At 73.8% G+C, this 23,832-nt stretch carries 19 protein-coding genes; 8 read left to right on the top strand and 11 right to left on the bottom strand.

Annotation, left to right across the window (positions count from 1 at the left end; translation table 11 throughout):
• Nucleotides 1-21: 21 nt before the first annotated feature.
• Nucleotides 22-594, bottom strand: a complete 573-nt coding sequence (locus ABZU32_RS24000) for a helix-turn-helix domain-containing protein (protein WP_354839091.1) — start codon at nt 592-594, stop codon at nt 22-24.
• A 79-nt stretch (nt 595-673) separates the two neighbouring features.
• On the opposite strand from ABZU32_RS24000, the gene ABZU32_RS24005 reads away from it, so the two are divergent.
• Complete coding sequence (locus tag ABZU32_RS24005) at nt 674-2,299, top strand: prolyl oligopeptidase family serine peptidase (protein ID WP_354925195.1); 1,626 nt, start codon at nt 674-676, stop codon at nt 2,297-2,299.
• 26 nt (nt 2,300-2,325) lie between these two features.
• Here ABZU32_RS24005 and ABZU32_RS24010 read toward each other — a convergent pair whose 3' ends face one another.
• Together ABZU32_RS24010 and ABZU32_RS24015 are read right to left on the bottom strand one after the other, a co-directional pair.
• Nucleotides 2,326-4,212: a hydantoinase B/oxoprolinase family protein gene (locus tag ABZU32_RS24010; RefSeq protein ID WP_354925197.1), complete on the bottom strand. Its 1,887-nt coding sequence runs from the start codon at nt 4,210-4,212 to the stop codon at nt 2,326-2,328.
• Nucleotides 4,209-6,443: a hydantoinase/oxoprolinase family protein gene (locus ABZU32_RS24015; protein WP_354925199.1), complete on the bottom strand. Its 2,235-nt coding sequence runs from the start codon at nt 6,441-6,443 to the stop codon at nt 4,209-4,211. Before ABZU32_RS24015 ends, ABZU32_RS24010 begins: the two co-directional genes overlap by 4 nt.
• 268 nt (nt 6,444-6,711) lie before the next feature.
• Between ABZU32_RS24015 and ABZU32_RS24020 the strand changes: the two genes are divergently transcribed.
• From ABZU32_RS24020 to ABZU32_RS24035, 4 genes are all read left to right on the top strand, one after another.
• Nucleotides 6,712-8,043, top strand: a complete 1,332-nt coding sequence (locus tag ABZU32_RS24020) for a hypothetical protein (RefSeq protein ID WP_354925200.1) — start codon at nt 6,712-6,714, stop codon at nt 8,041-8,043.
• Nucleotides 8,044-8,130: 87 nt separating this feature from the next.
• On the top strand, nt 8,131-8,793 hold the full coding sequence (locus ABZU32_RS24025) for a thymidine kinase (protein ID WP_354839076.1): 663 nt from the start codon (nt 8,131-8,133) through the stop codon (nt 8,791-8,793).
• A gap of 167 nt (nt 8,794-8,960) precedes the next feature.
• Nucleotides 8,961-9,266 carry a glycosyl hydrolase family 28-related protein gene (locus ABZU32_RS24030; RefSeq protein WP_354925202.1) on the top strand — a complete coding sequence of 102 codons (306 nt, stop codon included), beginning with the start codon at nt 8,961-8,963 and terminating at the stop codon, nt 9,264-9,266.
• A 97-nt stretch (nt 9,267-9,363) separates the two neighbouring features.
• Nucleotides 9,364-9,504 (top strand): hypothetical protein, encoded by a 141-nt coding sequence (locus ABZU32_RS24035; protein WP_354925204.1) that lies wholly within the window; start codon nt 9,364-9,366, stop codon nt 9,502-9,504.
• A gap of 80 nt (nt 9,505-9,584) precedes the next feature.
• Here ABZU32_RS24035 and ABZU32_RS24040 read toward each other — a convergent pair whose 3' ends face one another.
• The 4 genes from ABZU32_RS24040 to ABZU32_RS24055 form a co-directional block, all read right to left on the bottom strand.
• Nucleotides 9,585-10,487 (bottom strand): hypothetical protein, encoded by a 903-nt coding sequence (locus ABZU32_RS24040; protein WP_354925205.1) that lies wholly within the window; start codon nt 10,485-10,487, stop codon nt 9,585-9,587.
• A 450-nt stretch (nt 10,488-10,937) separates the two neighbouring features.
• Nucleotides 10,938-11,732 carry a carbon monoxide dehydrogenase subunit G gene (locus ABZU32_RS24045; RefSeq protein WP_354925207.1) on the bottom strand — a complete coding sequence of 265 codons (795 nt, stop codon included), beginning with the start codon at nt 11,730-11,732 and terminating at the stop codon, nt 10,938-10,940.
• A gap of 501 nt (nt 11,733-12,233) precedes the next feature.
• The gene (locus tag ABZU32_RS24050; protein ID WP_354925209.1) at nt 12,234-13,142 is read right to left on the bottom strand and encodes a hypothetical protein; all 909 of its coding nucleotides are present in this window, start codon (nt 13,140-13,142) and stop codon (nt 12,234-12,236) included.
• Nucleotides 13,143-13,335: 193 nt separating this feature from the next.
• The gene (locus ABZU32_RS24055) at nt 13,336-14,289 is read right to left on the bottom strand and encodes a Crp/Fnr family transcriptional regulator (protein ID WP_354925210.1); all 954 of its coding nucleotides are present in this window, start codon (nt 14,287-14,289) and stop codon (nt 13,336-13,338) included.
• Nucleotides 14,290-14,980: 691 nt separating this feature from the next.
• Between ABZU32_RS24055 and ABZU32_RS24060 the strand changes: the two genes are divergently transcribed.
• The 3 genes from ABZU32_RS24060 (at nt 14,981) to cydB (ending at nt 18,252) form a co-directional block, all read left to right on the top strand.
• Complete coding sequence (locus ABZU32_RS24060; RefSeq protein ID WP_354839060.1) at nt 14,981-15,697, top strand: polysaccharide deacetylase family protein; 717 nt, start codon at nt 14,981-14,983, stop codon at nt 15,695-15,697.
• Nucleotides 15,698-15,876: 179 nt separating this feature from the next.
• Nucleotides 15,877-17,313: a cytochrome ubiquinol oxidase subunit I gene (locus tag ABZU32_RS24065; protein ID WP_354925212.1), complete on the top strand. Its 1,437-nt coding sequence runs from the start codon at nt 15,877-15,879 to the stop codon at nt 17,311-17,313.
• Nucleotides 17,314-17,322: 9 nt separating this feature from the next.
• Nucleotides 17,323-18,252: a cytochrome d ubiquinol oxidase subunit II gene (gene cydB / locus ABZU32_RS24070; RefSeq protein ID WP_354839054.1), complete on the top strand. Its 930-nt coding sequence runs from the start codon at nt 17,323-17,325 to the stop codon at nt 18,250-18,252.
• A gap of 282 nt (nt 18,253-18,534) precedes the next feature.
• Here cydB and cutA read toward each other — a convergent pair whose 3' ends face one another.
• From cutA to ABZU32_RS24090, 4 genes are read right to left on the bottom strand one after another with little or no spacing between them, the layout of a single operon-like run.
• The gene (gene cutA / locus ABZU32_RS24075) at nt 18,535-20,925 is read right to left on the bottom strand and encodes an aerobic carbon-monoxide dehydrogenase large subunit (RefSeq protein WP_354925213.1); all 2,391 of its coding nucleotides are present in this window, start codon (nt 20,923-20,925) and stop codon (nt 18,535-18,537) included.
• The gene (locus tag ABZU32_RS24080) at nt 20,922-21,440 is read right to left on the bottom strand and encodes a (2Fe-2S)-binding protein (RefSeq protein ID WP_354839048.1); all 519 of its coding nucleotides are present in this window, start codon (nt 21,438-21,440) and stop codon (nt 20,922-20,924) included. The genes cutA and ABZU32_RS24080 overlap by 4 nt, the downstream gene beginning before the upstream one ends.
• The gene (locus tag ABZU32_RS24085; protein ID WP_354925215.1) at nt 21,433-22,329 is read right to left on the bottom strand and encodes an FAD binding domain-containing protein; all 897 of its coding nucleotides are present in this window, start codon (nt 22,327-22,329) and stop codon (nt 21,433-21,435) included. Before ABZU32_RS24085 ends, ABZU32_RS24080 begins: the two co-directional genes overlap by 8 nt.
• Nucleotides 22,326-23,696 carry a solute carrier family 23 protein gene (locus ABZU32_RS24090; RefSeq protein WP_354925217.1) on the bottom strand — a complete coding sequence of 457 codons (1,371 nt, stop codon included), beginning with the start codon at nt 23,694-23,696 and terminating at the stop codon, nt 22,326-22,328. Before ABZU32_RS24090 ends, ABZU32_RS24085 begins: the two co-directional genes overlap by 4 nt.
• Between the last annotated feature and the right edge of the window lie 136 nt (nt 23,697-23,832).

Consider the following 23,832-nt stretch of genomic DNA (forward strand, 5'->3'; position numbering starts at 1 on the left):
TACTGTGCGCCCGCCAGGGCCTCACTCGACGGCGGGGTCGTCGGCGGGAAGGGTGAAAAGGCGGACATATACCGGCCGGGCGCCCGGCGGCGCGGTCTCGGGGCGGTGGGTGTGCGCCTTGAGCAGGGTGATGTACGCCTCGTAGAACCGCGCGAAGTCCTCTTTGGTCATCCATCCGAAGCCTCGTGATCCGGTGGCCCATTCGGGGTCGCGCGCGTGGACCTCGGGGAAGCGCTCGAACAGCAGGCGGTCCTCCTCCATGCCGAGCCGGTGGAACTCGGCCAGGACGGGACGGTCCTCGGGGGCGAGCCGGTCGGGTGTGGGGAGCCGGATGTCCCCCCGGCCTCCGGCGGTGCGCCACCAGCGCTCACGGCCCGTCGAACGCTCCGGGATCTCCTCGATGAAGCCGTACTTCTCCAGCTGGCGCAGGTGGTAGCTGGTCGTGCCGGTCTTGGCGCCGAGCAGCTCGCCCAGCGTGGTGGAGGTCGCCGGGCCGTACATGTTGAGGTGGCGCAGCATGCGGCGCCGCATGGGATGGGCCAGGGCCTTCAGCCGCGCGGGGTCGTCGAGCAGGAACGGCTCGTCATCCTTCATGAGGAGCAGCCTAATACCGCAGAAGGATATCTGCAGATGCTCCTTTGCCGAGAACTCTCTGCAGAGTAGGTTCGGCGATATGACATCAAGCATCCTCGCGACCGCCGCGACCGCGCTCCGCCTGCTCGCCATCCCCGCCGTCACCATCCCCGCCGTCGCCGCCCCCTCCTTCGCCATCCCCGCCGTCACCATCCCCGCCGTCACCATCCCCGCCGTCACCGTCCCCTCCCTCGCGGTCCCCGCCACCGCCCACGCCGTCGCCGGCCCGTCCCTCGCCGGGGCGCGTGCCGTTCCGCACGGCCTCGTCGAGCCGTCGCCCGCGGTCCCCCCGGACCTGGCGGCGCGGGAGGTCTCGTTCCGGGGCGCCGGGGGCCTTGAGATGCACGGCACGGTGCTCTCCCCCGCCGCCGCCGGGCCGGGGCGCCGGGGCATCGTCCTGGTGCACGGCGCCGGCTCCGGAACGCCGCGCACGAAGCTCATGGAGGAGGCCGTCCAGTTCGCCCGCCGGGGCCTGTCGGTCCTGGTATACGACAAGCGGTCGGTGGGCTACTCACTGTTCCGCCGGTCGTACTCCCAGCTGGCCGACGACGCGCTCGGCGCGGTGGCGGCGCTTCGCTCCCAGCCGGGCGTCGACCCGGCGAAGGTCGGCATCTGGGGGCTCAGCGAGGGCGGCTGGGTCGCGCCGCTGGCCGCCTCCCGGTCCGCGGACGTCGCGTTCGTCGTGCTGGTCGGCGCCAACGCGCTGCAGCCGCTGCGCCAGCAGACGTGGGCGGTGGCGGCCGGGCTGCGCAAAGCGGGCGTGTCGGGCTCGCTCGTCGACCGGACCGAGCCGAACCTGTACCGGGCGATCACCGACGGCGGCATGTTCCCCGAGCCGTACTACGACCCGGCTCCCGTCCTGGCGTCGCTCCGTCAGCCGGTCCTGGCCATCTGGGGCACCTACGACCTGCTGACGCCGCCCCGGGAGACTCCCCCGCTGCTCGCCAAGGCGCTGGAGAGCGGCGGCAACCGGCGCTACACCTTCCGCTTCTTCGGGAAGGCCGACCACGCCGCGCACCGGACCCCGGACGGCGGCGTCACCCGCCTGCCCGAGCTCGCCCCCGGCTACGCCGACCTGGTGGGGTCCTGGACGGCCGCCGCCATCGCGGGAAAGGCGCCGCTCGTGAGCGTCTCCGGACCCGCGCCCGTACAGGCCTCACCGACCGTGCCCGTCGATCCGCCGGCGTGGTGGGAGTCGGCGAACGCCCAGGCCGCCGCCCTCGCCTTGATGCTGGTCGCGTTCACGGCCTACCCGGCGACCACGCTGGTGCGGCGCCTGCGGGGCCGTGCGCGCCCCGCGGCGAGCCGGGCCGCGCGGCTGCTCAGCGCGGGCGGGCTCACCTCGGTCGCCGGCTCCTTCGGCTACGTGTTCTACCTGGTCATGACCGGAGGCAAACTGGCCACCACGGGACCGGTGGCGGCGGGGCGGCCGCTGATCTGGCTCGCGCTGCAGGCTCTGGCGGTGACCACGGCGGCCGCGACCGCCGTGGTCGCGTCGGGCCTGCTCCGCGGCCGGGCGCCCCGCGCCGGCGACCACGCCACCGGAGACCTTTCCCACCGCGGGGGGCGTCCCGGGCGGGGCGAGCGGGTCCGGCTCGGGCTGCTGCTGGCGGGCGGGGTCGTGTTCCTGCCATGGGCCCTCTACTGGGGCCTGCTGCTCCCGTGACCGAAGGCCCCGCCCGCCTCCCGGGCTCAGCCGGTCCGGGAGTCCGCGCCGCCGACGCCGCCCGCGTTGCCCGCGTCGTCGAGGTCGAGGAGGTCGACGTCGGCGTGGGGTTCGCCGCCGGACAGAGTGGGGTAGCCGGGGCCGCGGTCGAAGAAGGGGACCGCCGGGGCGGCGCGCAGTTCCGCCCGCAGCGCCTCGGTGGCGGCGGCGTCCACGCGCGGCTGGTCCACCGGGCCGTCCAGGACGACGCCGTAGTCGGCGCGGGCGCCCTCGGGCGACACCTTGCCGTCGCGGACATCGGCGGCCACCGCCTCGGGGTCGCGGTCGTAGGGCGAGCCCCAGCCACCGCCTCCGGTGGTGCGCACCCGGACGATCTCGCCGGCCCTGACCGGGAAGTCGTCCACGAGCCCCTCCATCTCCCGGCCGCCGACGGTGACCAGGAAGGGGCGGCCCGCCCTGCCGCCGTTGACGCCCCAGCAGGCCAGGATGGACCGGTCGGCGATGGACATGAACGAGGCGTCGCGCAGCATCAGGATGTGCTTGTCGTAGCCGAGGCCGCCCCGGTACAGGCCGGGGCCGCCGGAGTCGCGGGCGAGGCCGAGCCGTTCGACCCTGAACGGCCAGCGCGCCTCGGCGAACTCCACGGGGATGTTGCGCGAGTCGGGGACGATGTGGATGGTGTCCTCGCCGTCGGCGTACCAGCGTCCGCCGGAGCCGCCGCCCAGCACCTCGCGCATCAGGTACGGCCGGCCCTCCTCGTCCTCCCCGTACACGCCGGTGTAGCGGATGGTCTCCTGGTCGGCGGGCATGCGGCCGCCGGTGGCCTTGGCCAGCGCGCCCGCGAGCACGCCGAGCAGGCGCAGGATGACGAACGTGCGCGCGTTGGTCGGGGCGGGGAAGATCGGGGTGAGCAGGGTGCCCTTGCCGGGGAACCTCATCTCGATGAGCGGCACGACGCCCTCGTTGACGTCCAGCTCGGCCATGCGCTCGGGGGTGTCGGCGAGATTGCGCAGGATGGGAGCCAGCCACTTGATCAGGAAGACCCCGCCCGCGTAGTCGCCGGCGTGGTTGATCGGGCCCTTGGCCTGCGGCGAGGTGCCGGTGAAGTCGATGACCAGCGGCCGCTCCGCCGAGTGGTCGACGGTGAGCGTGATGCGCTGGGCGTGCAGCCGGGGCTCCTCGACGCCGTCGTGCTCGGCGTAGTCCTCCCAGACGTGCACGCCTTCGGGGATCTTGGACAGCAGCTCGCGCCGGAAGGTCTCGGTGGTCTTGGCGATGATCGCGTCGAAGCATCCCTCGACGGCGGCCCGGCCGTACCGGGCGAACAGCTCGGCCAGCCGGCGGGCCCCCATCAGGCAGGCCGAGCACTCGGCGTCCAGGTCGCCGGCCAGCGAGTCGGGCATGCGGGAGTTGCGGGTCATGATGGTCAGGGCGGCCCTGTTGGGCACGCCGCGGTCCCACAGCTTGATCGGCGGGACCATCAGCCCCTCCTCGAAGGCGCTGCGGGCCCGCGAGGGCATCGACCCGGGCACGGCGCCGCCGATGTCGTCGTGGTGGCCGAACGCCTGCACGAACGCCACCACCTCGCCGTCGTGGAACACCGGGACGGTGACGCACAGGTCGGGCAGGTGGCCGATGCCTCCTTCCGACAGGTAGACGTCGTTGTGGAAGAACACGTCGCCGGGGTTCATCTCGGCGATCGGGAAGTCGCGCACGATCGGCTGGACGAGCGCCGAGTAGGAGCGGCCGGTCAGCTTGCGCAGCCGCGCGTCGTGGATGCCGGCGCGGAAGTCGTGCGCGTCGCGGATCATCGGTGAGCGGGCCGTGCGGGCGATGGCCGTCTCGACCTCCATCTCGACCGAGGCGAGGGTCCCCTCGACGATCTCCACCAGCACCGGGTCGACCTCGCTCACGCGTCCGCTCCCTTCACGAGCTCCGCGGCCGGCCCGCCGGCCGTCACCGGGTCCTGCGACCGGCTCACGGACCGCACGACGAGGTTTCCGTGGGCGTCGACCTCGGCGGTGAAGCCGGGATGCAGCGGCAGGGTGGAGCCGTACTCCTCGATCACCGCGGGGCCGGTGACGACGTCGCCGCGGCGCAGGTCGCCCCGCTGGTGGACGGGCGCCGTCCACCAGCCGTCCCGCCGCTCGTCCGATCTGTCGCCCCGCCGGTCGTCCGATCTGTCGCCCCGCCGGTCGTCCGGTCTGTCGTCCCGCCGGTCGTCCGGTATGTCGTCCCGCCGCCCGCCCTGTGGGCCGGGCGGGGCTGGGTCCTCCTCGAAGTAGACCCTGCGGTGGCCGGGAGGCGGCGGTGGCGCGCCGTCCACCGACATCGGCAGCTCGGGCAGGGCGGGGCGGGTGATGGGACCGATGCCCGAGACGCGCAGGTTGACCCATTCGACGGCATGCCGGGGGTCGTCGCGGTACCCGTACCCGTACAGCTTGTGGTGGGCCTCGTGGAAGCGGCCGAGCACCTCGGCCCGCCACGCCTCGTCCAGCGGGCCGGACGGCGCGGGCACCCGCACCTCGTACGCCTGCCCGAAGTAGCGCAGGTCGGCGCTGCGCGCGTAGATGTGCCGGTCGCCGGCGAAACCCTCGCGCCGCAGCGCGTCCGCCGCCTGCGCCTCCAGGTCGCCGAAGACGTCCCGCGCCGCCTCAAGCGACAGCTCGCGCGTCACGTGCGTGCGCACGTAGTCGTTCTTGACGTCCACCGTGAGCAGGCCGAACGCCGAGACGTTGCCGGGGTCGACGGGCACGACCACCGCCGGCAGGGACAGGATGTCGACGAGGCGGCAGACCAGCAGCGGCCCCGACCCGCCGAAGGCCACCATCGGGAAGTCGCGCACGTCCAGGCCGCGCTTGACCGTGATCTGCCGGATGGCGTTGGACTGGTTGAACGCGCTGATCTCCAGGATGCCGACGGCCGTGCGCTCCGGGGACAGGCCGAGCTTGCCGGCCAGCGCCTCGACGGCGGCGCCGGCCGCGGCGGCGTCCAGCGGGATCTCGCCGCCGAGCAGGTGGGGCGGCACGCGGCCGAGGTACACGTGGGCGTCGGTGACGGTCACCTCGGTGCCGCCCCTGCCGTAGCAGACCGGGCCGGGGTCGGCCCCGGCGGACCTCGGCCCGACCTTCAGCGTGCCCTCCGGGGAGATCCACGCGATCGAGCCGCCGCCCGCGCCGACGGTCACGATGTCGATCATCGGGATCTTGCACGGGTAGCGGCCGACGGAGCCCTCGGTGGTGAGGGACGGCTCGCCGTCGACGACGACGGCGACGTCGGTGGAGGTGCCGCCGCCGTCCAGCGTGATGGCCGAACGGCGGCCGGCGGTGCCCGCGATGAGGGCGGCGCCCAGCGCGCCCGCGGCCGGCCCGGACAGCACCGTGGTGATCGGCTGGTGCACCACCTCGGCCGCCGACAGCACCCCGCCGTTGCTCTTCATCACCGAGAACGGCATGCCGAGGCGCGAGGACAGGTTGGCGATGTAGCGGCGCATGGTGGGTTTGACGGCCGCGTCGACCAGGGTCGTCACCGAGCGCTCGTACTCGCGGTACTCGCGCAGGACGTCGCTGGACAGGGAGACCACCGCGTCCGGGTGCTCGCGCTCCAGCACGGCCCGCATGGCGCGTTCGTGCCCGGGGTCGGCGTAGGAGTGCAGGAAGCAGACGCCGACGGCGGTGACACCCCGCGCCCGGAACCACCGTGCCACCTCGACGGCCTGCGCCTCGTCGAACGGCCGCACCTCCCGGCCGAGATGGTCCAGCCGCCCGCCGACCGTCCTGACCCGGTGCACCGGCACGATGCGGGGCGGCTTGACCCAGAAGTAGGAGTTGCCGTACCCGTCCGGGACGCTCTGCCGGGCGATCTCCAGGATGAACTCGAAGCCCTCGGTGGTGACGAAGCCGAGGTCGACCGGGCGGTCCTCGAGGAGCTGGTTGGTCGCGACGGTGGTGCCGTGCACGATGCCGGCGACGTCGGCGAGGAGCCGTCCGGCGAGGATCTTGTGCACGCCGTTCATGAACCCCTCCGCCGGATCGGCCGGCGTGGAAGGGGTCTTGGTCGTGGTGATCTCGCCGGTCTGCTCGTCCACCATGACCACGTCGGTGAACGTGCCCCCGGTGTCGACGCCGATACGGACATTGCGCATGCTCTCAGTGTCTACTGAACCGTTCCCGCCTCGGGAATCAGCGAGATCCGCCAAGAAATCGCCCATCCATCGGCAGCTTCCGCCGTCCATACGCCCCGGCCGTCCCCCGCACGCCACCAGACCGGAACCCGCGGAACGTCGTCCGCGAACCTCGCGGCGCACCCGGCCGGAACCCGTGGTGAGCCGGTCGGGACCCGCGGCGCGCCGGGCCTTGAAACCCGCGGGCACCATGGTGGAACCCGCGGGGCGTGGCGGCGGTAGGAAGGGCATGGAGCGACGCGACTTCCTGAGGCTCACGGGCGGTCTGACCGGCACGGCACTGCTCACGTCGTGCACCGGCGGCCCCGGTGGCACCCCCGCCTCCCCCGTTTCCGCACCCCGGCCCATGGCCGCGGCCACGCCGCCGGCCGCGCGGCACATCGTCTACGCCGACGTCTCGGCGCGCCTGGCGGCCTTCGACGCCGGGACCGGGACGACGCTGTTCACCGCCGACCGGCCGGTGCCCTCGGCGGACTGGCGGCGCCTGTACACCGTCTCCCCCGCCGGAGACCTGGTGACGCTGGACGCCCTGACCGGTGAGGCGACCGCTCGTACCACCGTTCCACGAGGGCTGATCCCGCGTGTGGTGTCCTCGCTGGAGAACGCTGTGGCCCTGACGCCCCCTCCCCCGGCCTCCCCCTACGGCCGGCCGGGGCGCACCAGGACCAGCGTGGTGGTCGTCGCGCCGGACGGAGGGCGCAAGCCCAGGACCGTCCGCCTGAAGGGCAATTACCAGCCCGACGGGTTCACCGCCGTCGGCGACGGCCTGTTCCTCCTGCAGTATCTGCCCGCCGCCGCGCCCGAGAGCTACAAGGTGAAGGTCTACGACCTGGAGGACAAGGCGCTGTGGCCGCTGTCCACCCGCGACAAGAAGCCGGTGCCCGAGGACGCGGAGGAGACCATGCGCGGCGACGGGCGCGCCGCCGTGCTCGACCCCGTCCAGCAGCGGCTCTACACCCTCTACACCCACCAGCCCAACCACCTGCACACCCGTGACCTGCTGGCCGGGCACGGCACCGGGGTGCACGCGTTCGTCCACGTGCTCGACCTCAACCAGCGGTGGGCGTACTGCCTGGACCTGCCCGAGCCGTTCGGCCGGGCCCCGGCCGCCGGACACACCCTCACCCTTTCCGCGGGCTCGCTGTACGTGTACGAGGACGGCCGGGGAACGCTCGTGCGGGCGAGCACCGAGTCGCTCACCATCGTCGACACCGCGACGATCGGCGCGTCCCCCGCCAAGGGCTCCTCGGCGGCGTCGGCCTCGGCGGGCACGACGGCCGCGTCGGTCATCGCCTCCTCCGAGGGCTTCGTGTACCTGGCCGCCGGGCCGTCCCTGCGGGCCGTCGACCCGCACTCGCTGGCCGTGCGGCGCGAGTGGCGCCTGCCCTCGCCCGCGCGCGGCGCCGTGGTCACGCCCGGCGGGGACGGGGTCTACGTGGGCGTCACCAACGGCGTCCTGCGTTTCGACGGCGGGAAAGGAGGAAACGGCGGCGGTCCCGCGGCCCGGCTGTCCATCCCCGGCCTCACCCTCCTCCGCCACGCGGCGCCCGCCAACACCTGACCACCCCCACCGACGCCACCGGTCGGCCGGCCGCCTGACCCCTGCCAGGCGGCCCTCGTGTGCGGGCGAACTGTATGCTGACGCCCCGTGAGTGATACGTCCGCCTTGTCCGCCGTCCCCGCGCCCCCGCACCGCGACGCGGTGCTGAGGTTCTTCCACGGCCCGATGGACTGCGGCAAGTCCACGCTCGCGTTGCAGATGAACTACAACCACGGCCGCCAGGGCCGGCGGGGGCTGGTGCTGACCAAGCACGACCGCTCGGGCGGCCCGCGCGTCACCAGCCGCATCGGGCTGGGCCTTTCGGCGGTCGAGGTCGACGAGGACCTCGACCTGGTCGGGCTGGTGCTCGCCCACGACCGCATCGACTACCTCATCTGCGACGAGGCGTGCTTCTACACGGTGACGCAGATCGAGCAGCTCGCCGAACTGGTGGACGAGCACGGCGTGGACGTCTACGCCTTCGGCCTGGCCTCGGACTTCCGCTCGCGCATGTTCCCCGCCGCACAGCGGCTGTTCGAACTGGCCGACGAGGTGTCCCGGCTGCAGGTGGAGGTGCTGTGCTGGTGCGGGCGCCAGGGCAGGCTGAACGCCCGCGTCGTGGACGGGGTCATGGCACGAACCGGCGAGCAGGTCGTCATCGCCGACACCGACGGGGCGCAGGTGCACTACCGCGTGCTGTGCCGCCGCCACTACCGCTCCGGCGACCTCGGCGAGTCCCGCGCCGCGTCGCTCACCACGGCCGGCGCCTGACCGGAGTCTCCCCCGCGGAACCCGCACGTCCAGCGCCCTGACCGGAGTCCCGGACGTCCCGGTGAGTCCCTCGTGCACCGCTTGAGCGAAACGTCCCCGCGCCGTTGGATAGCTGCGGTACCTTGATCGCCCCTCCAACGATCAAGACCGAAACGAGTGTTTCCAGCATGCCTGAAAACGACACAGGAGACCGTTCCGGCACGGTGAGCCGCAGGGCCTTCGCCCTCGGCGCGGCGGGCGGTCTGGCCGCGACGGGCGCGGGCGCCCTGGACCTGCTGGCGGCGTCGCCTGCGGCGGCCAACACCGACCCGTCGGTGTTCACCGTGGACGTCAAGGACTACGGCGCCAAGGGCGACGGCGTCACCGACGACTCCGACGCGATCCGGGCGGCGGTGGCGGCGGCCATCGCCAGCCGCGCCTCCGGCGTCGTCCGCAAGGACGTGTTCTTGCCCCGCCACTCGACATTGCGGTAGAGGAAGTACTGGTTCTGCCCGGCCCCGTACGTGGGGTACACCGAGGCGCCGTCGACCTGGTCCACCGACCAGTAGTACGCGAAGCGCGAACGGCAAGATGATCTACGAGGGCTGCCGCACCCACCACACGACCACCGCGGTGGGCGTCACCGGCGGCTCGGCGTTCCTGCGGTACGCGAGCGCGCCGGCGCGCTACGCCTTCCGTGACAGCTGGGCGACGGCGGACGTCTCGGGCTGACCGGCGCCGCCACCGTGAGAGCGGGCCGGGAGGGCGGACCGCGGGCCGAAGGAGGGCGGACCGCGGGCCGAGTGGCCCGCTCAGGAGGCGGAGGCGATGTCCTCCATGCGGGAGGCGAGCTGGACGGGGTCGCCGCCGAGCAGCGCGGACGTCGCCCGCCACCAGGCGAACCACTCGCCGCTGCGCCACATCCAGTCGACGCGTTCGACGGCGGCGACCACGTCTCCCTTGGCCTGCCAGCGCGCGCCGACCTGCTCGCCGGTGGCGCCGTGGCGCAGCGCCCACTGGCGGAGGTACTCGGCCGCCTGCTGGTCGACCGTGTCGGCGTAGGGGTCGGGGTCCTCGCCGGGGAGCGGGTGCGGGCCGAGCCCCGCGGCGACGCCCCAGCTCCACTGGGCCTCCGCGGCCCGGGAGTAGCGCAGCGAGGAGAAGTCGAGGTTGGACCCGAGCGCGCCGTCCGGCCGCTCGACCACGACGGCGTCCAGCCGGCCGCCCGCGTCGAACGCGACGACCAGGCGCGCGCCGGGGACGGCGTCCGCCGGCAGCTCGACGCGGTCCTCCGCCTGCCAGGAGTTGAGGTCCACAGAGGCGACCGGCGGGCCCCAGGCGGCGTCGGCGCCGTCGTCGGCGATCCAGGCTGCGAGCATTTCCAGGACGGTGAGGTCGATCCACGGCTCGATGGCCGTGTTGGCGGCCAGCACCTCGTCCGGCGCGGGGATCTTGCCGCCGCGGCCGGAGGTCCACCAGTCCGCGCCCAGCACTCCGGTGCCGACGAGCAGGCCGGCGATCGCCGCCAGCTCCGAGGAACGCCGGGTCAGCGCGGCTCCTTGCGCCAGTTCGGCACAGCGGGCGGTGCGCTCGGCGCCGAGCACGGTCGCGGCGTCGCCCAGGAGCGAGGCGGCCGTCGGCTGCCGCTCACCCAGCAGGTCGTGGATGAGCCGCCGAGCCTCTGATCGAGCGTCCTCCGCACGGAACTCTCGCATATCCCCACGTTACGCCCGGAGATCCTCTTCCGCGAGGTCCGACAATATCCCCAGACCACATCAGAACCTCCATATGCCTCCGACCATGGCAAACCACCCACCACTCGCACCGAACCCCCACCCCGGCCATGAGAACCCCTTGGGTCACCAGCCCGGGCAGGCCCAGGTCAGTGCACCCAGACCAGTCGATCTAGGCCAGTCGATCCAGGCCAGTGGACTCAGGCCAGTGGACTCAGGCCAGTCGACCCAGGCCAGTCGACTCAGACCAGTGGACTTATCCCAAGTCGACCAACCCAGGTCGGTGGCCTTGATCGGCGCACCTTGATCGGCGCACCCTGATCGGCGCACCCTGATCGGCGCACCCTGATCGGCGCACCCTGATCGGCGCACCCTGATCGGCGCACCCTGATCGCCGGCCCTCGATCGGCGGACCTGGGGCGGCGGGGCGGGTCAGCGTGCGCGGCCGGAGCGGCCGAGGAGCCAGCCGATGACCGCGCTGCCGAGGGCGACGCCCGCGCCCATGCCGAACGCCGTCAGCACCGGCCAGACCGGCGTGCCGCCGGAGCGGGACGCCCCGCCCCCTTGCCCCGCCTCGGCGCGCGGTCGCTCGAACACCTGCCCGGCGAGCGCCGCCGCGGGAGCCGCCGCCGAGCCGGCGGCCGTCACCGCCCCAGGCGCGGCCGGAGCCGCCGCGGGGACCAACGCCGGCAACCCGCCGTCCTGCAGAGCACCGGCCTGCGGAGCACCGGCCTGCCGCGCGACGACGGCGGGGCCGGTGCCCGCCGCGGCCCGGGTGGTCGCGGCGGTGACCTGGAGGTGCTGCTCGACGGCGCTGAAGAACTCACCGGCCGTCCGCTTGGCGACCGAGCCCAGCATCCGCTGCCCGACGCCGCCGATCATCCCGCCGATGACGGCCTCGGCGTCGTAGTCGACCCGGGTCGCGCCGCCGTCGACCTCGCTGAGCCGGATGAGCACGGTCGCCTCCACCGTGCCGGGCGCGCCGGCGCCGCGTGCGCGGAGGGTGAACCGCTCGGGCTCGTGCGGGTCGGACAGGGCGACTTCGCCCTGGTAGATGCCCTTGATGGAGGCGACGCCCGCGCTGACCGTCATGCGGTAGGTGTCGGCGCCCGTGGCCTCCAGCCGCTCGCATCCGGGGATCGTGCGCACCAGCACGGCCGGATCCTGGAGCGCGGCCCACACGCTGTTGCGGTCGACCCCGACGACGGCACTGCCGACGACCTTCATGGACACCTCCGATGCCGAGAGACTAGGGACGGGCCGTGGCACGCATAAGGGCAACTTCTGCCCGCCCGACCGGCCGGACCTCGTCAGATGTCGCCGCCGCCGAGGTGACGCCGACATCCCCGCCCCGCCTCAAGGTCACGCTAACACCACCCCACCCTCCACAGGCCGCGCTCGCAACGGAGACGACTCCAGCACGGCTCGGCGCCCGCCCTGCGCGGGCGAGGGCTTGGGACGGCAGTGGGATCAGAGTCCACCGGCCAGTGGCCGGGTACCGGAAAGGCTCTCCCCTTCCCTCCCAGTACCCGGCCTGTCCGGCGGCGGCACGGCCTGGGCCGCCGTCCTGGCCGCCCGCCGCCGGACGTTCGTACCGGCCTCCACCCGCGACCGGACGTTCCCGCCGACCCCACCCGGGACCGGACGTTCCCGCCGACCTCCTGTGGACGCCGGGGTCAGCGGTAGGTCCGGACCCCCGGCGTCCGTCGGTGTCGTGGGGGCCGGGGGTCAGCCGGCGGTCAGGGGTAACTCCACGGGGTGACCGCCGTACAAGGTGTGCAGGGCGTCGGGCGCGCTGATCCAGACCCGCGTCCCGGCGTCCACGGAACGCAGGGTCACCGGGTGGAACATGTGCCGCACCAGGCCTCGGTGGGCGTGCTCGATGACATCCTCGAACAGCGGCGCCGAGACGGCGACGGCCAGGTCGGCGCCCGGGCGTTGCCGCAGCGCCGCCCGAACCTCGTCGCTGTCGCGCAAGGCGCGGGCCGTGGCCGCCGCCCGGCCCGCGAACCCGTCGTCCCCGATACTGATCGGCCCCTGGTGGAACGCCACGCGCAGCCGCAGCCGCGCGGACGCCCCCGTGCCGGCGCGCTCGTTGCGCCGCCGCAGGGCGATGCGCAGCTCGCCGGTCAGCCCGGCGATCACCCGTGCCTCGTTCACTCCCGGCGGCAGGATGAGCAGCGGCCCGGCACCCGCCCCCGCGACGGCGCCGGACGACCCCACCGGCCCCGAGACGCCCTCCTCGGCGCGCGGCGACGCGGCGGCGTTCCGTCCGCCCGTGCCGTCCTCGAAGCCGGACGGCTCGGGCGGAGCCGAGCCACCGATGCCGTACTCGACGCCGGACGCCGGATGGCGGGCGACGCCGGACGAGTCGAGCGGAACGTGGCCGGCGGTGCCGTGCTCGAGGCCGGACGGGTCGGGCAGGGCGAGGTCGGCCGTGCCCTGCTCGGCGCGCGGGGGCGCGGGGAGCGGGTCGGCGATGTAGAGACGGTCCAGTCCCGCGTGCGCGGCGGCCTCCTCGATCACCTCGGCGAGGCGGCGGCGCGTCTCCCCATACCGCACGCCGGATCGCCCCCCGTCCTGCTCGGCGTCGACGGCGACGCAAAGTCGGCGTACTTCTCCCCCCAGATCGTTCACCAGTGCTCTCCCTCCCATCTCATCGTTTCGACGGATACGCGGCTCCCCTCCCGGCGCCGCGCTCCCCACCTCGGCACCGCGGTCATCCCCGCAGGCACCTCCGCGGTCATCACCGCGGACACCACCGCGGACACCACCGCGGACACCACCGCGGACACCACCGCGGACACCACCGCGGACACCACCGCGGTCATCACCGCGCCGGACCGCCGGCGGCGGGACCGTCGCCCGTCTCGGCGGAGGCGCGCAGCGCGCGGATGTCGTGCACGACGATGCGCCGGTACCCGGTGCCGATGACGCCCGTCCGGCGCAGCACGGTCAGCGCCCGGCCGACCGCCGGGTCCTCCGCCTCCGCGAGCCCCGCGAGCTCCGGCCGGGTGAGCGAGACCCCGATCATGACGCCCTCCGGGACGGTCTCGCCGTAGCAGCGGGCCAGCTCGACCAGGACGCGGACCAGCCGGCCCATCGCCGTGTACGCGCCCGTCGCGTACCGGCGGGCCGCGGCGCGGCGCCCGCCGGTCGGGCCGTAGATCGCGTGGGCGAACTCCGGGAACCGCACGGCGAGCCGGGCCAGTTCCCGCGGCGGGATGCGACGCGCGAGGCAGGCGTCCGCCGCGGTGACCGTCACCTCCTGGCGCCGCCCGGCCAGTACCGCGGCCTCCCCCACCAGGTCGCCTCCGGCGCGGATGCCGACGAGCGCCGCCCCACCCGCGACGCCACCCGCCCCCGGCACACTCCTCGGACCGTCCCCCATGCCGGAGCGGGGTACCGCCCCCTGCCGGTCACTGTCGCCTTTGCCCCACCCCGGCACGACACCAGGACCGTCATCACGACTGGGATCGTCACCCTTGCGCGGTTCGGGGACGGCGCCCAGGTCGGCAACGGCCGCCGTGCCCCGGGTGCCGCCCGAGCCGGGGGCGCCGATCCTCGGGACAGTGGCCGAGGCGGACATGGGACGGGTGCTGGTGATGCCGACGCAGCCGTCGAGCAGGAGGATCGCGTCGGCGGACCACTCGCCCTCGGTGGTCAGGGCGGTCCCCGCCGCGTACTGCCAGGGCCTCCCCAGCGCCAGCAGTTCGTCTCTCACCTCGCCGGGCAGACCGCCGAGCAGGCCGCGCCGGGGCCAGGCGCCCACATTGCGGATCACGCAGGCCCGCCTTGGTACGGGGCCGGTCATGGCAGTCCTCCCACCTCACGCCGGCCGCCTGAGGGCCGGTGGTCCGTGCCCGGGCCCCCACCCGTGCCTTGCCGCGCGAGCGCGGGCCGGCGTGCCGGCGGCGCGCACGCGTGGAGCCCCGGGAGGCCGGGTCGCCGACGGCGATGGCCTCTCGGGTGCACGGCGTGGCCGCGGCGCAACCGTTCCCGTTCGCGGGTCCTACCCTCCGTCGACGTCCTTGCGGATACCTTGCGGATGGGCAACAACGGCGGCCGGCCGGATCGCGCGCTTTCGGCAAGGGATCGGCGTGATGGCAAGATTGCCCGTCATGATCTGGGGACGGAAGGCGTCACGCGCGGCCGCGGGACTGGGACTTCTGGTGGTCTGCTCGATGGGCGGGACCGCCTCCGGCGAGGCGCCCCCGGTGGGCGCGGCCTCCGCCGAACGGCCTCGGGTCCCCCCTGGCACGGGCGGATCGCCGCAGGTCCGCCCCACCTTCGGCCGGCCACCCGAGGCGCGGCCCCCCATCACCGACGGGCCCCTCTCGCGTTCCTCGCCGGGTCCCGCGGTGTCTCCGAGCGCCATGGTTCCCGCAGGCCCCACGCTCACTCCACGCCCGCAAGCCTCCCCGGGACCTGCGGTCTCCTCGGTGCCGGTGGGGGCGGCGCCTCGGGACGGGGAGGTGGGGCGGGTCCGGGCGCAGGCCGGTGAGGTCGTGCCGGTGATCAGCTCGATCCCGACCCGGCGGAAGGTCGTCTTCCTCACCATCGACGACGGCTGGGAGCAGGATCCGGGGTTCGTGCGGCTGGTCCGGGAGCGGGCGGTCCCCATCACGGTGTTCGCGATGCGCGACGCGGTGGAGGCGCGCGGCGTGCCGGACCCGGGGGCGGCGGGCGGACGGTACGTCGGCGCGGGCAAGTGGTCCTACTTCCGGGAGCTGCGCGACCTCGGCGTGCCGGTCGAGGCCCACACGCTGACCCATCCGAACCTGTGGAACCTCGGGAGCCGGGCGCAGCGCAAGGAGATCTGCGGCTCGGCCGAGGTCGTGGCGAGGGAGATCGGTCGCAGGCCCGTGCTGTTCCGGCCGCCGTTCGGCAACTACACCGGGACCACGCTGCGGGCGGCGAAGTCGTGCGGGCTGCCGGCCGTACTGCTGTGGACGGCGACGGTGCAGCCGGGCGGGAAGATCTCCTACCAGACGCCGGACAAGCGGCTGCACCCCGGCGACATCCTGCTCCTGCACTTCCGCGCCCATCTGGCGAGGGACTTCCGGATCCTGCTCGACAAGATCGAGCGGCGCGGCTTCGAGCTGGGGAACCTGGATGCCTACCTCAGGGCGGCGGGCGTGCGCCTGCCCGCTCCGCCGGGCGGTGTAGGGGGGAATCAGCCGGTGGGGTGACGCCCCGGCCGGGCCGAGAGGCCGACCATTGACCCGTCGCCGGGGGGACCGGCGGGCGGGGGTGTGACGAAGATCGCACAGGACGGCATGACCTCCGCATCACGTTTACTCTACAAGCCGTAGTACTACTAGAAGTAGAACTACCAGACGTAGAGCTGAGGGGCCCGGGTGAGGGGTGCATGGACGCACTGGATCTGGCACGGTGGCAGTTCGGGGTCACCACCGTGTACCACTTTCTCTTCGTACCCCTGACGATCGGCCTCGGGGTCTTCGTCGCCGGCCTGCAGACCGCCTGGCACCGCACGGGCAAGGAGGACTACCTGCGGCTGACCCGGTTCTTCGGCAAGCTCTTCCTGATCAACTTCGCGATGGGCGTGGTCACCGGCATCGTGCAGGAGTTCCAGTTCGGGATGAACTGGAGTGAGTACTCCACCTTCGTCGGCGACGTCTTCGGCGCGCCGCTCGCCCTTGAGGCGCTGCTCGCCTTCTTCCTGGAGTCGACGTTCCTCGGGTTGTGGATCTTCGGCTGGGACCGGCTGCCCAAGCGGGTGCACCTGGCCTGCATCTGGGCCGCGGTGCTCGGCTCTAACATCTCGGCGTACTTCATCCTGGCCGCCAACGCCTGGATGAAGCACCCGGTCGGCTACCAGGTGGTCGACGGCCGGGCCCGCATGACCGACCTGTGGGCCGTCCTGACCAACCCCACGGCCCTGGCCCAGGTGCCCCACGTGGTCGCCGCCGCCTTCGTCGTCGCCGGCGGCTTCGTCATCGCGGTCAGCGGCTACCGGATCACCCGCGAGCGTCGCGCGGCCACCGGCGGGGACGCCGCCGTCCCGCTCGCCCGCGCCGCCCGCGTCCCCGGCGACCCGGCCATGTGGCGCGGCGCCCTGCGGGGCGCGCTGGTCATGACCGCCATCGCCGGGGCCGTCCTCGCCGGCACCGGCGATGCGTCCGCGCGGTACATGGGCGAGCAGCAGCCCATGAAGCTGGCCGCCGCCGAAGGGCTGCGGCACGACACCGCCGGGGCGCCGTTCTCCCCCGTGCCGGGCATCGAGGTGCCGAACCTGCTGAGCCTGCTGGCCGCGCACGACCCGCAAGCCCGCGTGCAGGGCGTCGAGGACATCCAGCGGCGCTACCAGGCGGAGTTCGGGCCCGCCGACTACCGGCCGAACATCCCCGTCGTCTACTGGTCGTTCCGCCTCATGATCGTCTTCGGGCTCTCGACGGTGGGGCTGTCGCTGCTCGGCCTCTGGCTGACCCGGCGCCGCCGCCCGGTCCCCGCCTGGTTCGCCCGCGCCGGCCTGCTCGCCCTCCCGCTGCCCACGCTCGCGGTGATCGCCGGGTGGCTGCTCAGCGAGATCGGGCGGCAGCCCTGGACCGTCCAGGGCGAGCTGCTCACCGCGGCCAGCGTGTCGCCCGGGGTGTCGCTCGGCGAGGTGGCCGCATCGCTGGCCGTCTTCACGGTCCTGTACGGCGCGCTGGCGATCGCCGAGGCCCGCCTGCTCGTGCGGCACGTCAAGGCCGGGCCCGACCCCCTCACCGTGTCGCCGGACCCGCGCGGGCCGGGCGACGTCGACGCCGAGGCGGCCCTCCTCACACCGACCCTCATGTACTAGGAGAGCGCGATGGAACTCACCACCTTCTGGTTCCTGGTCGTCGCCTTCCTGTGGACCGGCTACTTCGTCCTTGAGGGCTTCGACTTCGGCGTCGGCGCGCTGCTGCCCCTGCTGACCAGGGGCGAGGCCGAGCGCAAGCAGATGCTCGAGACGATCGGCCCGGTCTGGGACGGCAACGAGGTGTGGCTGATCACCGCGGTCGGCGCCATGTTCGCGGCCTTCCCCGCCTGGTACGCGGGGCTGCTCAGCGGGTTCTACCTGCCGCTGGTCATGGTGCTGGCCGGCCTGATCGTCCGCGGCGTCGCGCTGGAGTGGCGCGGCAAGGTGACCGCGCGGGAGCGCGCGCTGTGCGACGCGGGCATCGTGGCCGGCAGCGCGCTGACCGCGTTCCTCTGGGGGGCGATCTTCGGCAACCTGCTGTACGGCACGGCGGTGGCGACCGTGCTCGGCGGCGCGCTGTCGCTGACGCTGGCCCTGGTGCACGGCGCGGTGTTCGTCGCGCTGAAGACGACCGGGCCGCTGCGCGCCCGTGCCCGCCGCGCCGCTTCGGGCATCGCGGCGGTGGCTCTGCCGGTCGCCGTCCTGGCGCTCCCCGGCATCCCCGCCGCGGGGGCCGCGGGCGGCGGCTGGACGGCCCACCCGCTGCCGTGGCTGGCCGCGGGGGCCGCCGCCGGCGCGCTGACCGCCGCGGCCGCGCTGCTCTGGCGCCGCCGCGAGGGCTGGGCGTTCACCGCCACCGCCGCCTCGATCGCCCTGGCCACGGCCGCGCTGTTCGGCACGCTGTGGCGCGCGCCGCTGCCGGGCCTGACCGTCGCCGAGGCGGCGTCCGGCCCGTACACGCTGGGCGTGCTCACCTGGATCGGCCTGGCGGCCCTGCCGTTCGTCCTCGGCTACCAGGCCTGGACCTACTGGGTGTTCCGCAAGCGCGTCACCGCCTGAGGGAACTCTCCGCAGGGCCACGGACGTCATATGCATATGGGGCTCAAACGGCTCATCGACCGGCTGCTGCGCCGCCGTTCGCGCGTCCCCGCTGGTGGACGCGACGACCGGCCCGACACGGGAGGGGTGAGGGAGCCACGGCGTCCCTCCTCCACCCCGCCGTCCGACGTCATCCGCCTACCGGAGCCGACCTGACCGGTCGGCACCCCCCGCCCCCGCCGGAGCGGGCGCGAAGGCCGCCACCCCGTGGCGGCCTTCGCCATGAGAGGCCGGCGGGGCTTGTCAGCGCCCCGCGGAGCGGCGCAGTTCGTACAGCTCGGACGGGGAGATCGGCATTCGGTCGACGGACAGCCCCTCGGCGTCCTCGATCGCCGAGGCGATCACCGCGGACACCGGGATCACCCCCGCCTCGCCCGCGCCCTTGATGCCGAGCGGGTTCAGCGGCGAAGGCGTCTCCAGGTGGGCGGTCTCGATGGCCGGCACCTCGGTGGCGTAGGGCATCAGGAAGTCCATGAAGGAGGCGTTGAGCAGCTGACCGTGCCCGTCGTAGACCATGCGCTCGTACAGCGCCCCGCCGACGCCCTGCGCGACCCCGCCGTGGATCTGCCCCTCGACGATCATGGGGTTGATGAGTTTGCCGCAGTCGTGCACGACTGCGTAGCGCAGGATGCGGATCTCGGCGGTGTCGGGGTCGGTCTCGACGATGGCGGCGTGCATGCCGGAGGCGAAGGTCGAGCGCACCGGCGAGTAGTAGTCGCGCCCCTCCAGTCCCGGCTCCTCGCCCTCCTCGACCGGCGGCCGGTCCATCGGGGCCTGCCCCGCGAACTGCGTCGCCCGCGCGGCCTCCTCGTCGAAGGCGTACCTGAGCGGGTTGGACAGTACGGCGACCGTCGCCAGCGGCAGCGACGCCCCGGGGGCGCCGACGACGCGCACGACGCCGTCCTCGATCTCGAGGTCGCGCGGGTCGGCCTCCAGCGCCTCGGCGGCGATGCGCAGGGCCTTGTCGCGGACCTTGCGGCAGGCCAGGGCGATCGCGTTGCCGCTCATCACGGCGGCCCGCGAGGCGAAGGTGCCGACGGCGTACCCGAAGCGCCGGGTGTCGCCGGTCACCACCGACACGCTGGACATCGGCACGCCCAGCTCGGTGGCCGCGATCTGCGCGAACACCGTCTCGTGCCCCTGCCCCTGCGAGGTGAGGCCGGTGGAGACGTGGACCCGCCCGTCTGAGGTCACCTGCACGTGCCCGCCCTCGTAGGGGCCCACGCCGGTGCCCTCGACGTAGCAGCCGAGCCCGATGCCGAGCCGCCGGCCGCGCGCGGCCGCCTCGGCCTTCATCGCCGGGAAGCCGTCCCAGCCGATCAGCTCCTTGAGCATGCGCAGCGATTCGGGATAGTCGCCGCTGTCGTAGATCAGCGGGCGGCCGTCCTGGAAGACCAGCCCCTGGTCGTAGGGGAAGTCGCCGGGCTGGATGAAGTTGGCGGCGCGCACCGCCGCGCGGTCCATGCCGAGGTGGGCCGCGATGCGGTCCATCGTGCGCTCCATGCAGAACACCCCCTGCGGGCGCCCGGCGCCGCGGTACGGGGTGACCTGCACGGTGTTGGTGTAGATCGAGGAGAACTCGACCCGGTAGGCGCCGATGCGGTACGGCCCGAGCAGCTGGGTCGAGGTGATGATCGGCACGATGATGCCGTACGGGGTGTAGGCGCCGTGGTCGTGCAGGATCGTCACCTCAAGGCCCAGCACGTGCCCCTCGTCGTCGAAGCCGACGCGCACGTGCTGCACCTGGCCGCGCTCATGGGCCGAGGAGACGAAGTGCTCGCGGCGGTCCTCCGCCCACTTGACCTCCCGGCGGAGCAGCATCGCCGCCCAGGGGACGAGCACCTCCTCCGGCCAGGGGTGGACGATCTTGACGCCGAACCCGCCGCCGACGTCGGGGGCGATCACCTCCACCGAGGGCAGCGGGAGCCCCAGCTTGGCGGCGATGGCCATGCGCACGCTGGTCGAGGTCTGCGTCGAGCTGTAGACCCGCAGCGACCGGTCGTCGGCGTCCCACCGCGCGTACACGCCGCGCCCCTCCAGGGGCGTGGAGGCGCTGCGCTCGAAGTCCAGGCGGAACGACAGCACGTGCGGCGCCGCCTCGACGGCCTCCCGGGCGCCGCGGCCCGCGGCGGAGGGCACCTCCTGCACCAGGTGGGCGCCGAGGTTGCCGGGGACGTCCTGGTGCACCAGGTGGGCGCCCTGGGCGGCCTCCTCGATGCCCACGACCGGCTTGAGGATCTCGTAGTCGACCTCGATGAGCGCGGCGGCGTCCTCGGCGAGGTAGCGGTCGCGGGCGACGACCATGACGACCGGCTCGCCGACGTGCCGGACGAGTTCTCTGGCCAGCGGGTAGGCGGTGCGCCCGTGGGTCAGCGCCGGGTGCGGGATCAGCAGCGGCAGCGGGTCGCGGACCCGTTCCGGCAGGTCCTCCCAGGTGTAGATCGCGACCAGCCCGTCCACGTCGAGGGCGGCCGACACGTCGATGTCGCGGATGCGGGCGTGCGCGTGCGGCGAGCGGACGAACGCCGCGGCCAGCGCGTCGTGCCCCAGGTCGTCCAGGTAGCGGCCCTGCCCGGTGATCAGCCGCAGGTCCTCCCTGCGCTGGACCGGCTCGCCGAACAGTCTGGTCGTCACGCCTCACCACCCGCCGCGGCCGGCGTCCCGTCCTCGTCGGCGATCAGCTCGGCCGCCCGGTGGACCGCCTTGACGATGTTCTGGTAGCCGGTGCACCGGCACAGGTTGCCCGAGATGCCCTCGACCACCTGCTCGTCGGTCGGCGCCGGGGTCTCGCGCAGCAGCGCGGTGACCGTGCACAGGAACCCGGGGGTGCAGAAGCCGCACTGCAGCGCGTGGCACTCGGAGAACGCCCGCTGCACCGGCGACAGCGCCCCGTCCGGCCCGGCCAGCCCCTCCACGGTCGTGATCTCGTGCCCGTCCGCCGTCACCGCGAACGTCAGGCACGAGCGGGCGGGCGCGCCGTCCATCAGCACCGTGCAGCACCCGCAGACGCCGTGCTCGCAGCCGACGTGGGTGCCGGTGAGGCCGAGGTCGTGGCGCAGGCAGTCCGACAGCAGCCGCCGGGCCGGGACCCGCGCCCGCCGCACCACCCCGTTGACCGTCAGCGCGATCTCGTGCAGCGCCTCACCCATCGGCGGACTCCCCCGTTCCCTCGCCGGCGGCCTCCTGGGCGGCGACGCGCAGCGCCCGCTCGGCCAGCACCCCGGTCAGATGCCGACGGTAGTCGGCGGTGGCGTGGATGTCCCCCTCGGGGTCCACGCGGTCGCGCACGGCCGCCGCGACGGCGGCCCAGTCGGCCGACGCGGCGGGCCTGCGGGCGCACACCTCCGACAGGTCCAGCAGCACCGGGACCGGCCCGGCGCTCACGCACGCCACCCGGGCGGAGGCGATGCGCTGGTCGTCGTCCAGCACGACCACGGCGGCGGCCCCGGCCACGGCGTAGTCGCCGTGCCGGCGCGCCACCTCGCAAAAAGCGCTGCCCGCGCGGGGCGGCAGCGCGGGAAAGAACGCCGAGACGGCCAGCTCTCCTGGGCGCAGCGCCGACTCAAGGGGCCCGACGAAGAACTCCGACGCCGGCACCTCGCGCTCGCCGCCCCCGTGCCGCGCCAGCCGCACCGACCCTTCCAGCACGGTGAGCACGGCGGGCAGCTCGGCCGAGGGGTCGGCGTGGACCAGGCTGCCGACCACGGTGCCGCGGTTGCGGATCACCGGGTGCGCCACCTGACGGAGCGCGGCCCGCAGCAGCGGCAGGGCCCGGGCGGCGGCCTCGGACCGCTCGACCGCCGCGTGCCTGGCGAGCGCGCCGACGCGCACCCCGCCGCCCCGCACCACGATGGTGTCCAGTTCGGCGACGCGGTTGATGTCCACCAGGTGCGACGGCGAGGCCAGCCGCATGTTGAGCAGAGGGATCAGGCTCTGGCCGCCTGCCAGCACCTTGGCGTGCGCCCCCGCCCCGGCGAGGACCTCCAGGGTCTCACCGAGGTCGGTGGGCGCGTGGTAGTCGAACGGGGGTGGCTTCACGCGCTGGTCTCTCTCCCTTCGGCGACGGCCGGTGCCGCGCCGCCCCGGCCCGTCCTCCGCCAGGAGATGGCCCGCAGCAGGTGGTACCCGCCGAGGACCACGACGGTGCCGAGCGCGATGCCGGCCAGCGAGAAGTCGCCGGTGATCTGGTGCGACACCGGGCCGATCGCCAGGATGATGCCCGCCCCGATCGGGACCATGTTCACCGGGTCGGCGAAGTCCACGCGGTTCTCGATCCAGATCTTGGCGCCCAGCAGGCCGATCATGCCGTACAGGATGACGGTGATGCCGCCGAGCACGCCGCCCGGCGTGGCCGCCACCAGCGCGCCGAACTTGGGCATGAACCCGAACAGGATGGCCACGACGGCGGCGATGTAGTAGGCGGCGGTGGAGTAGACCCTGGTCGCCGCCATGACCCCGATGTTCTCGGCGTAGGTCGTGGTGGGCGAGCCGCCGACCGCGCTGGCCAGCGCCGTGCCGACGCCGTCGGCGAAGACCGCCCGCCCCATGTACGGATCGACGTCGGTGCCGGTCATCTCGCCGACGGCCTTGACGTGGCCGACGTTCTCGGCGATCAGCGCGATCACCGCCGGGAGCACCAGCACGATGGCCGAGACGGTGAAGTTCGGCGCGTGCAGGTCGGGCCAGCCGAACCAGGAGGCGTCCGTCACCCCCTGGAAGCTCACCCGCGGGTGGGTGTCGACCTTGCCGGCGCCGGCGTTGAAGGCGGTGATGGCGCCGAACGCCTTGTCGGCGACCCAGGACAGGACGAAGCCGGCGACCAGGCCGAGCAGGATGCCGATGCGGCCGGCGAACCCCTTGAACGCCACCAGGATGACGCCGGTGACGATCATGGTGATCAGCGCGATCCACGGGTCCTGCGGCCAGTAGACGTCGGCGACCACGTAGGCGAGGCCGAACCCGATGAGCATGACCACCGCGCCGGTCACCACCGGCGGGAAGACGCGGTTGATCACCCCGACGCCGAGGTAGTGCACGGCGACGCCGCACAGCGCGAGCACGACGCCGGCCACCAGGATGGCGCCGGTGACCGTGCCGTCGTCGCCGCCCGCCGCGCGGATCGCCACCACGCCGCCGACGAACGAGGCCGACGTGCCCAGGTAGCTCGGGATCCTGCCCTGCACGATCAGCAGGAACAGGATCGTCGCGACACCCGACATCATGATCGCCACGTTGGCGTTCAGGCCCATGATCAGGGGGAAGACGAACGTCGCCCCGAACATGGCGATGACGTGCTGCGCGCCGAACCCCACCATGCGCGGCCAGCTCAGCCGCTCGTCCGGCCTGACCACCTCGCCGGGCGTCAGACCGCGCCCGTCCCCGTGCAACTTCCAACCGAAGGCCATGAGAGCCCCTTCACTGACCGGGCCGGGCGGTCGGTGGCCACCCCGCAGGCGGACCTCCGCGGCGTCGTACCGTTATTGCCGTTGTGGCTTGTTGCGGCACATTAGACCAGTCCAGGGCCGTCCACATGGTAAGGAC

This window comes from Sphaerisporangium sp. NPDC005288, assembly GCF_040607475.1.
Classification (GTDB): Bacteria; Actinomycetota; Actinomycetes; order Streptosporangiales; family Streptosporangiaceae; genus Sphaerisporangium; species Sphaerisporangium rhizosphaerae.

Excerpts from the sequence above, each read along its gene's own strand:
- ABZU32_RS24000 (WP_354839091.1), bottom strand. The coding sequence starts at position 594 with ATGAAGGATGACGAGCCGTTCCTGCTCGACGACCCCGCGCGGCTGAAG.
- ABZU32_RS24005 (WP_354925195.1), top strand. The coding sequence starts at position 674 with ATGACATCAAGCATCCTCGCGACCGCCGCGACCGCGCTCCGCCTGCTC.
- ABZU32_RS24015 (WP_354925199.1), bottom strand. The coding sequence starts at position 6,443 with ATGCGCAATGTCCGTATCGGCGTCGACACCGGGGGCACGTTCACCGAC.
- ABZU32_RS24020 (WP_354925200.1), top strand. The coding sequence starts at position 6,712 with ATGGAGCGACGCGACTTCCTGAGGCTCACGGGCGGTCTGACCGGCACG.
- ABZU32_RS24030 (WP_354925202.1), top strand. The coding sequence starts at position 8,961 with ATGCCTGAAAACGACACAGGAGACCGTTCCGGCACGGTGAGCCGCAGG.
- ABZU32_RS24035 (WP_354925204.1), top strand. The coding sequence starts at position 9,364 with ATGATCTACGAGGGCTGCCGCACCCACCACACGACCACCGCGGTGGGC.
- ABZU32_RS24040 (WP_354925205.1), bottom strand. The coding sequence starts at position 10,487 with ATGCGAGAGTTCCGTGCGGAGGACGCTCGATCAGAGGCTCGGCGGCTC.
- ABZU32_RS24045 (WP_354925207.1), bottom strand. The coding sequence starts at position 11,732 with ATGAAGGTCGTCGGCAGTGCCGTCGTCGGGGTCGACCGCAACAGCGTG.
- ABZU32_RS24065 (WP_354925212.1), top strand. The coding sequence starts at position 15,877 with ATGGACGCACTGGATCTGGCACGGTGGCAGTTCGGGGTCACCACCGTG.
- cydB (WP_354839054.1), top strand. The coding sequence starts at position 17,323 with ATGGAACTCACCACCTTCTGGTTCCTGGTCGTCGCCTTCCTGTGGACC.
- ABZU32_RS24080 (WP_354839048.1), bottom strand. The coding sequence starts at position 21,440 with ATGGGTGAGGCGCTGCACGAGATCGCGCTGACGGTCAACGGGGTGGTG.
- ABZU32_RS24090 (WP_354925217.1), bottom strand. The coding sequence starts at position 23,696 with ATGGCCTTCGGTTGGAAGTTGCACGGGGACGGGCGCGGTCTGACGCCC.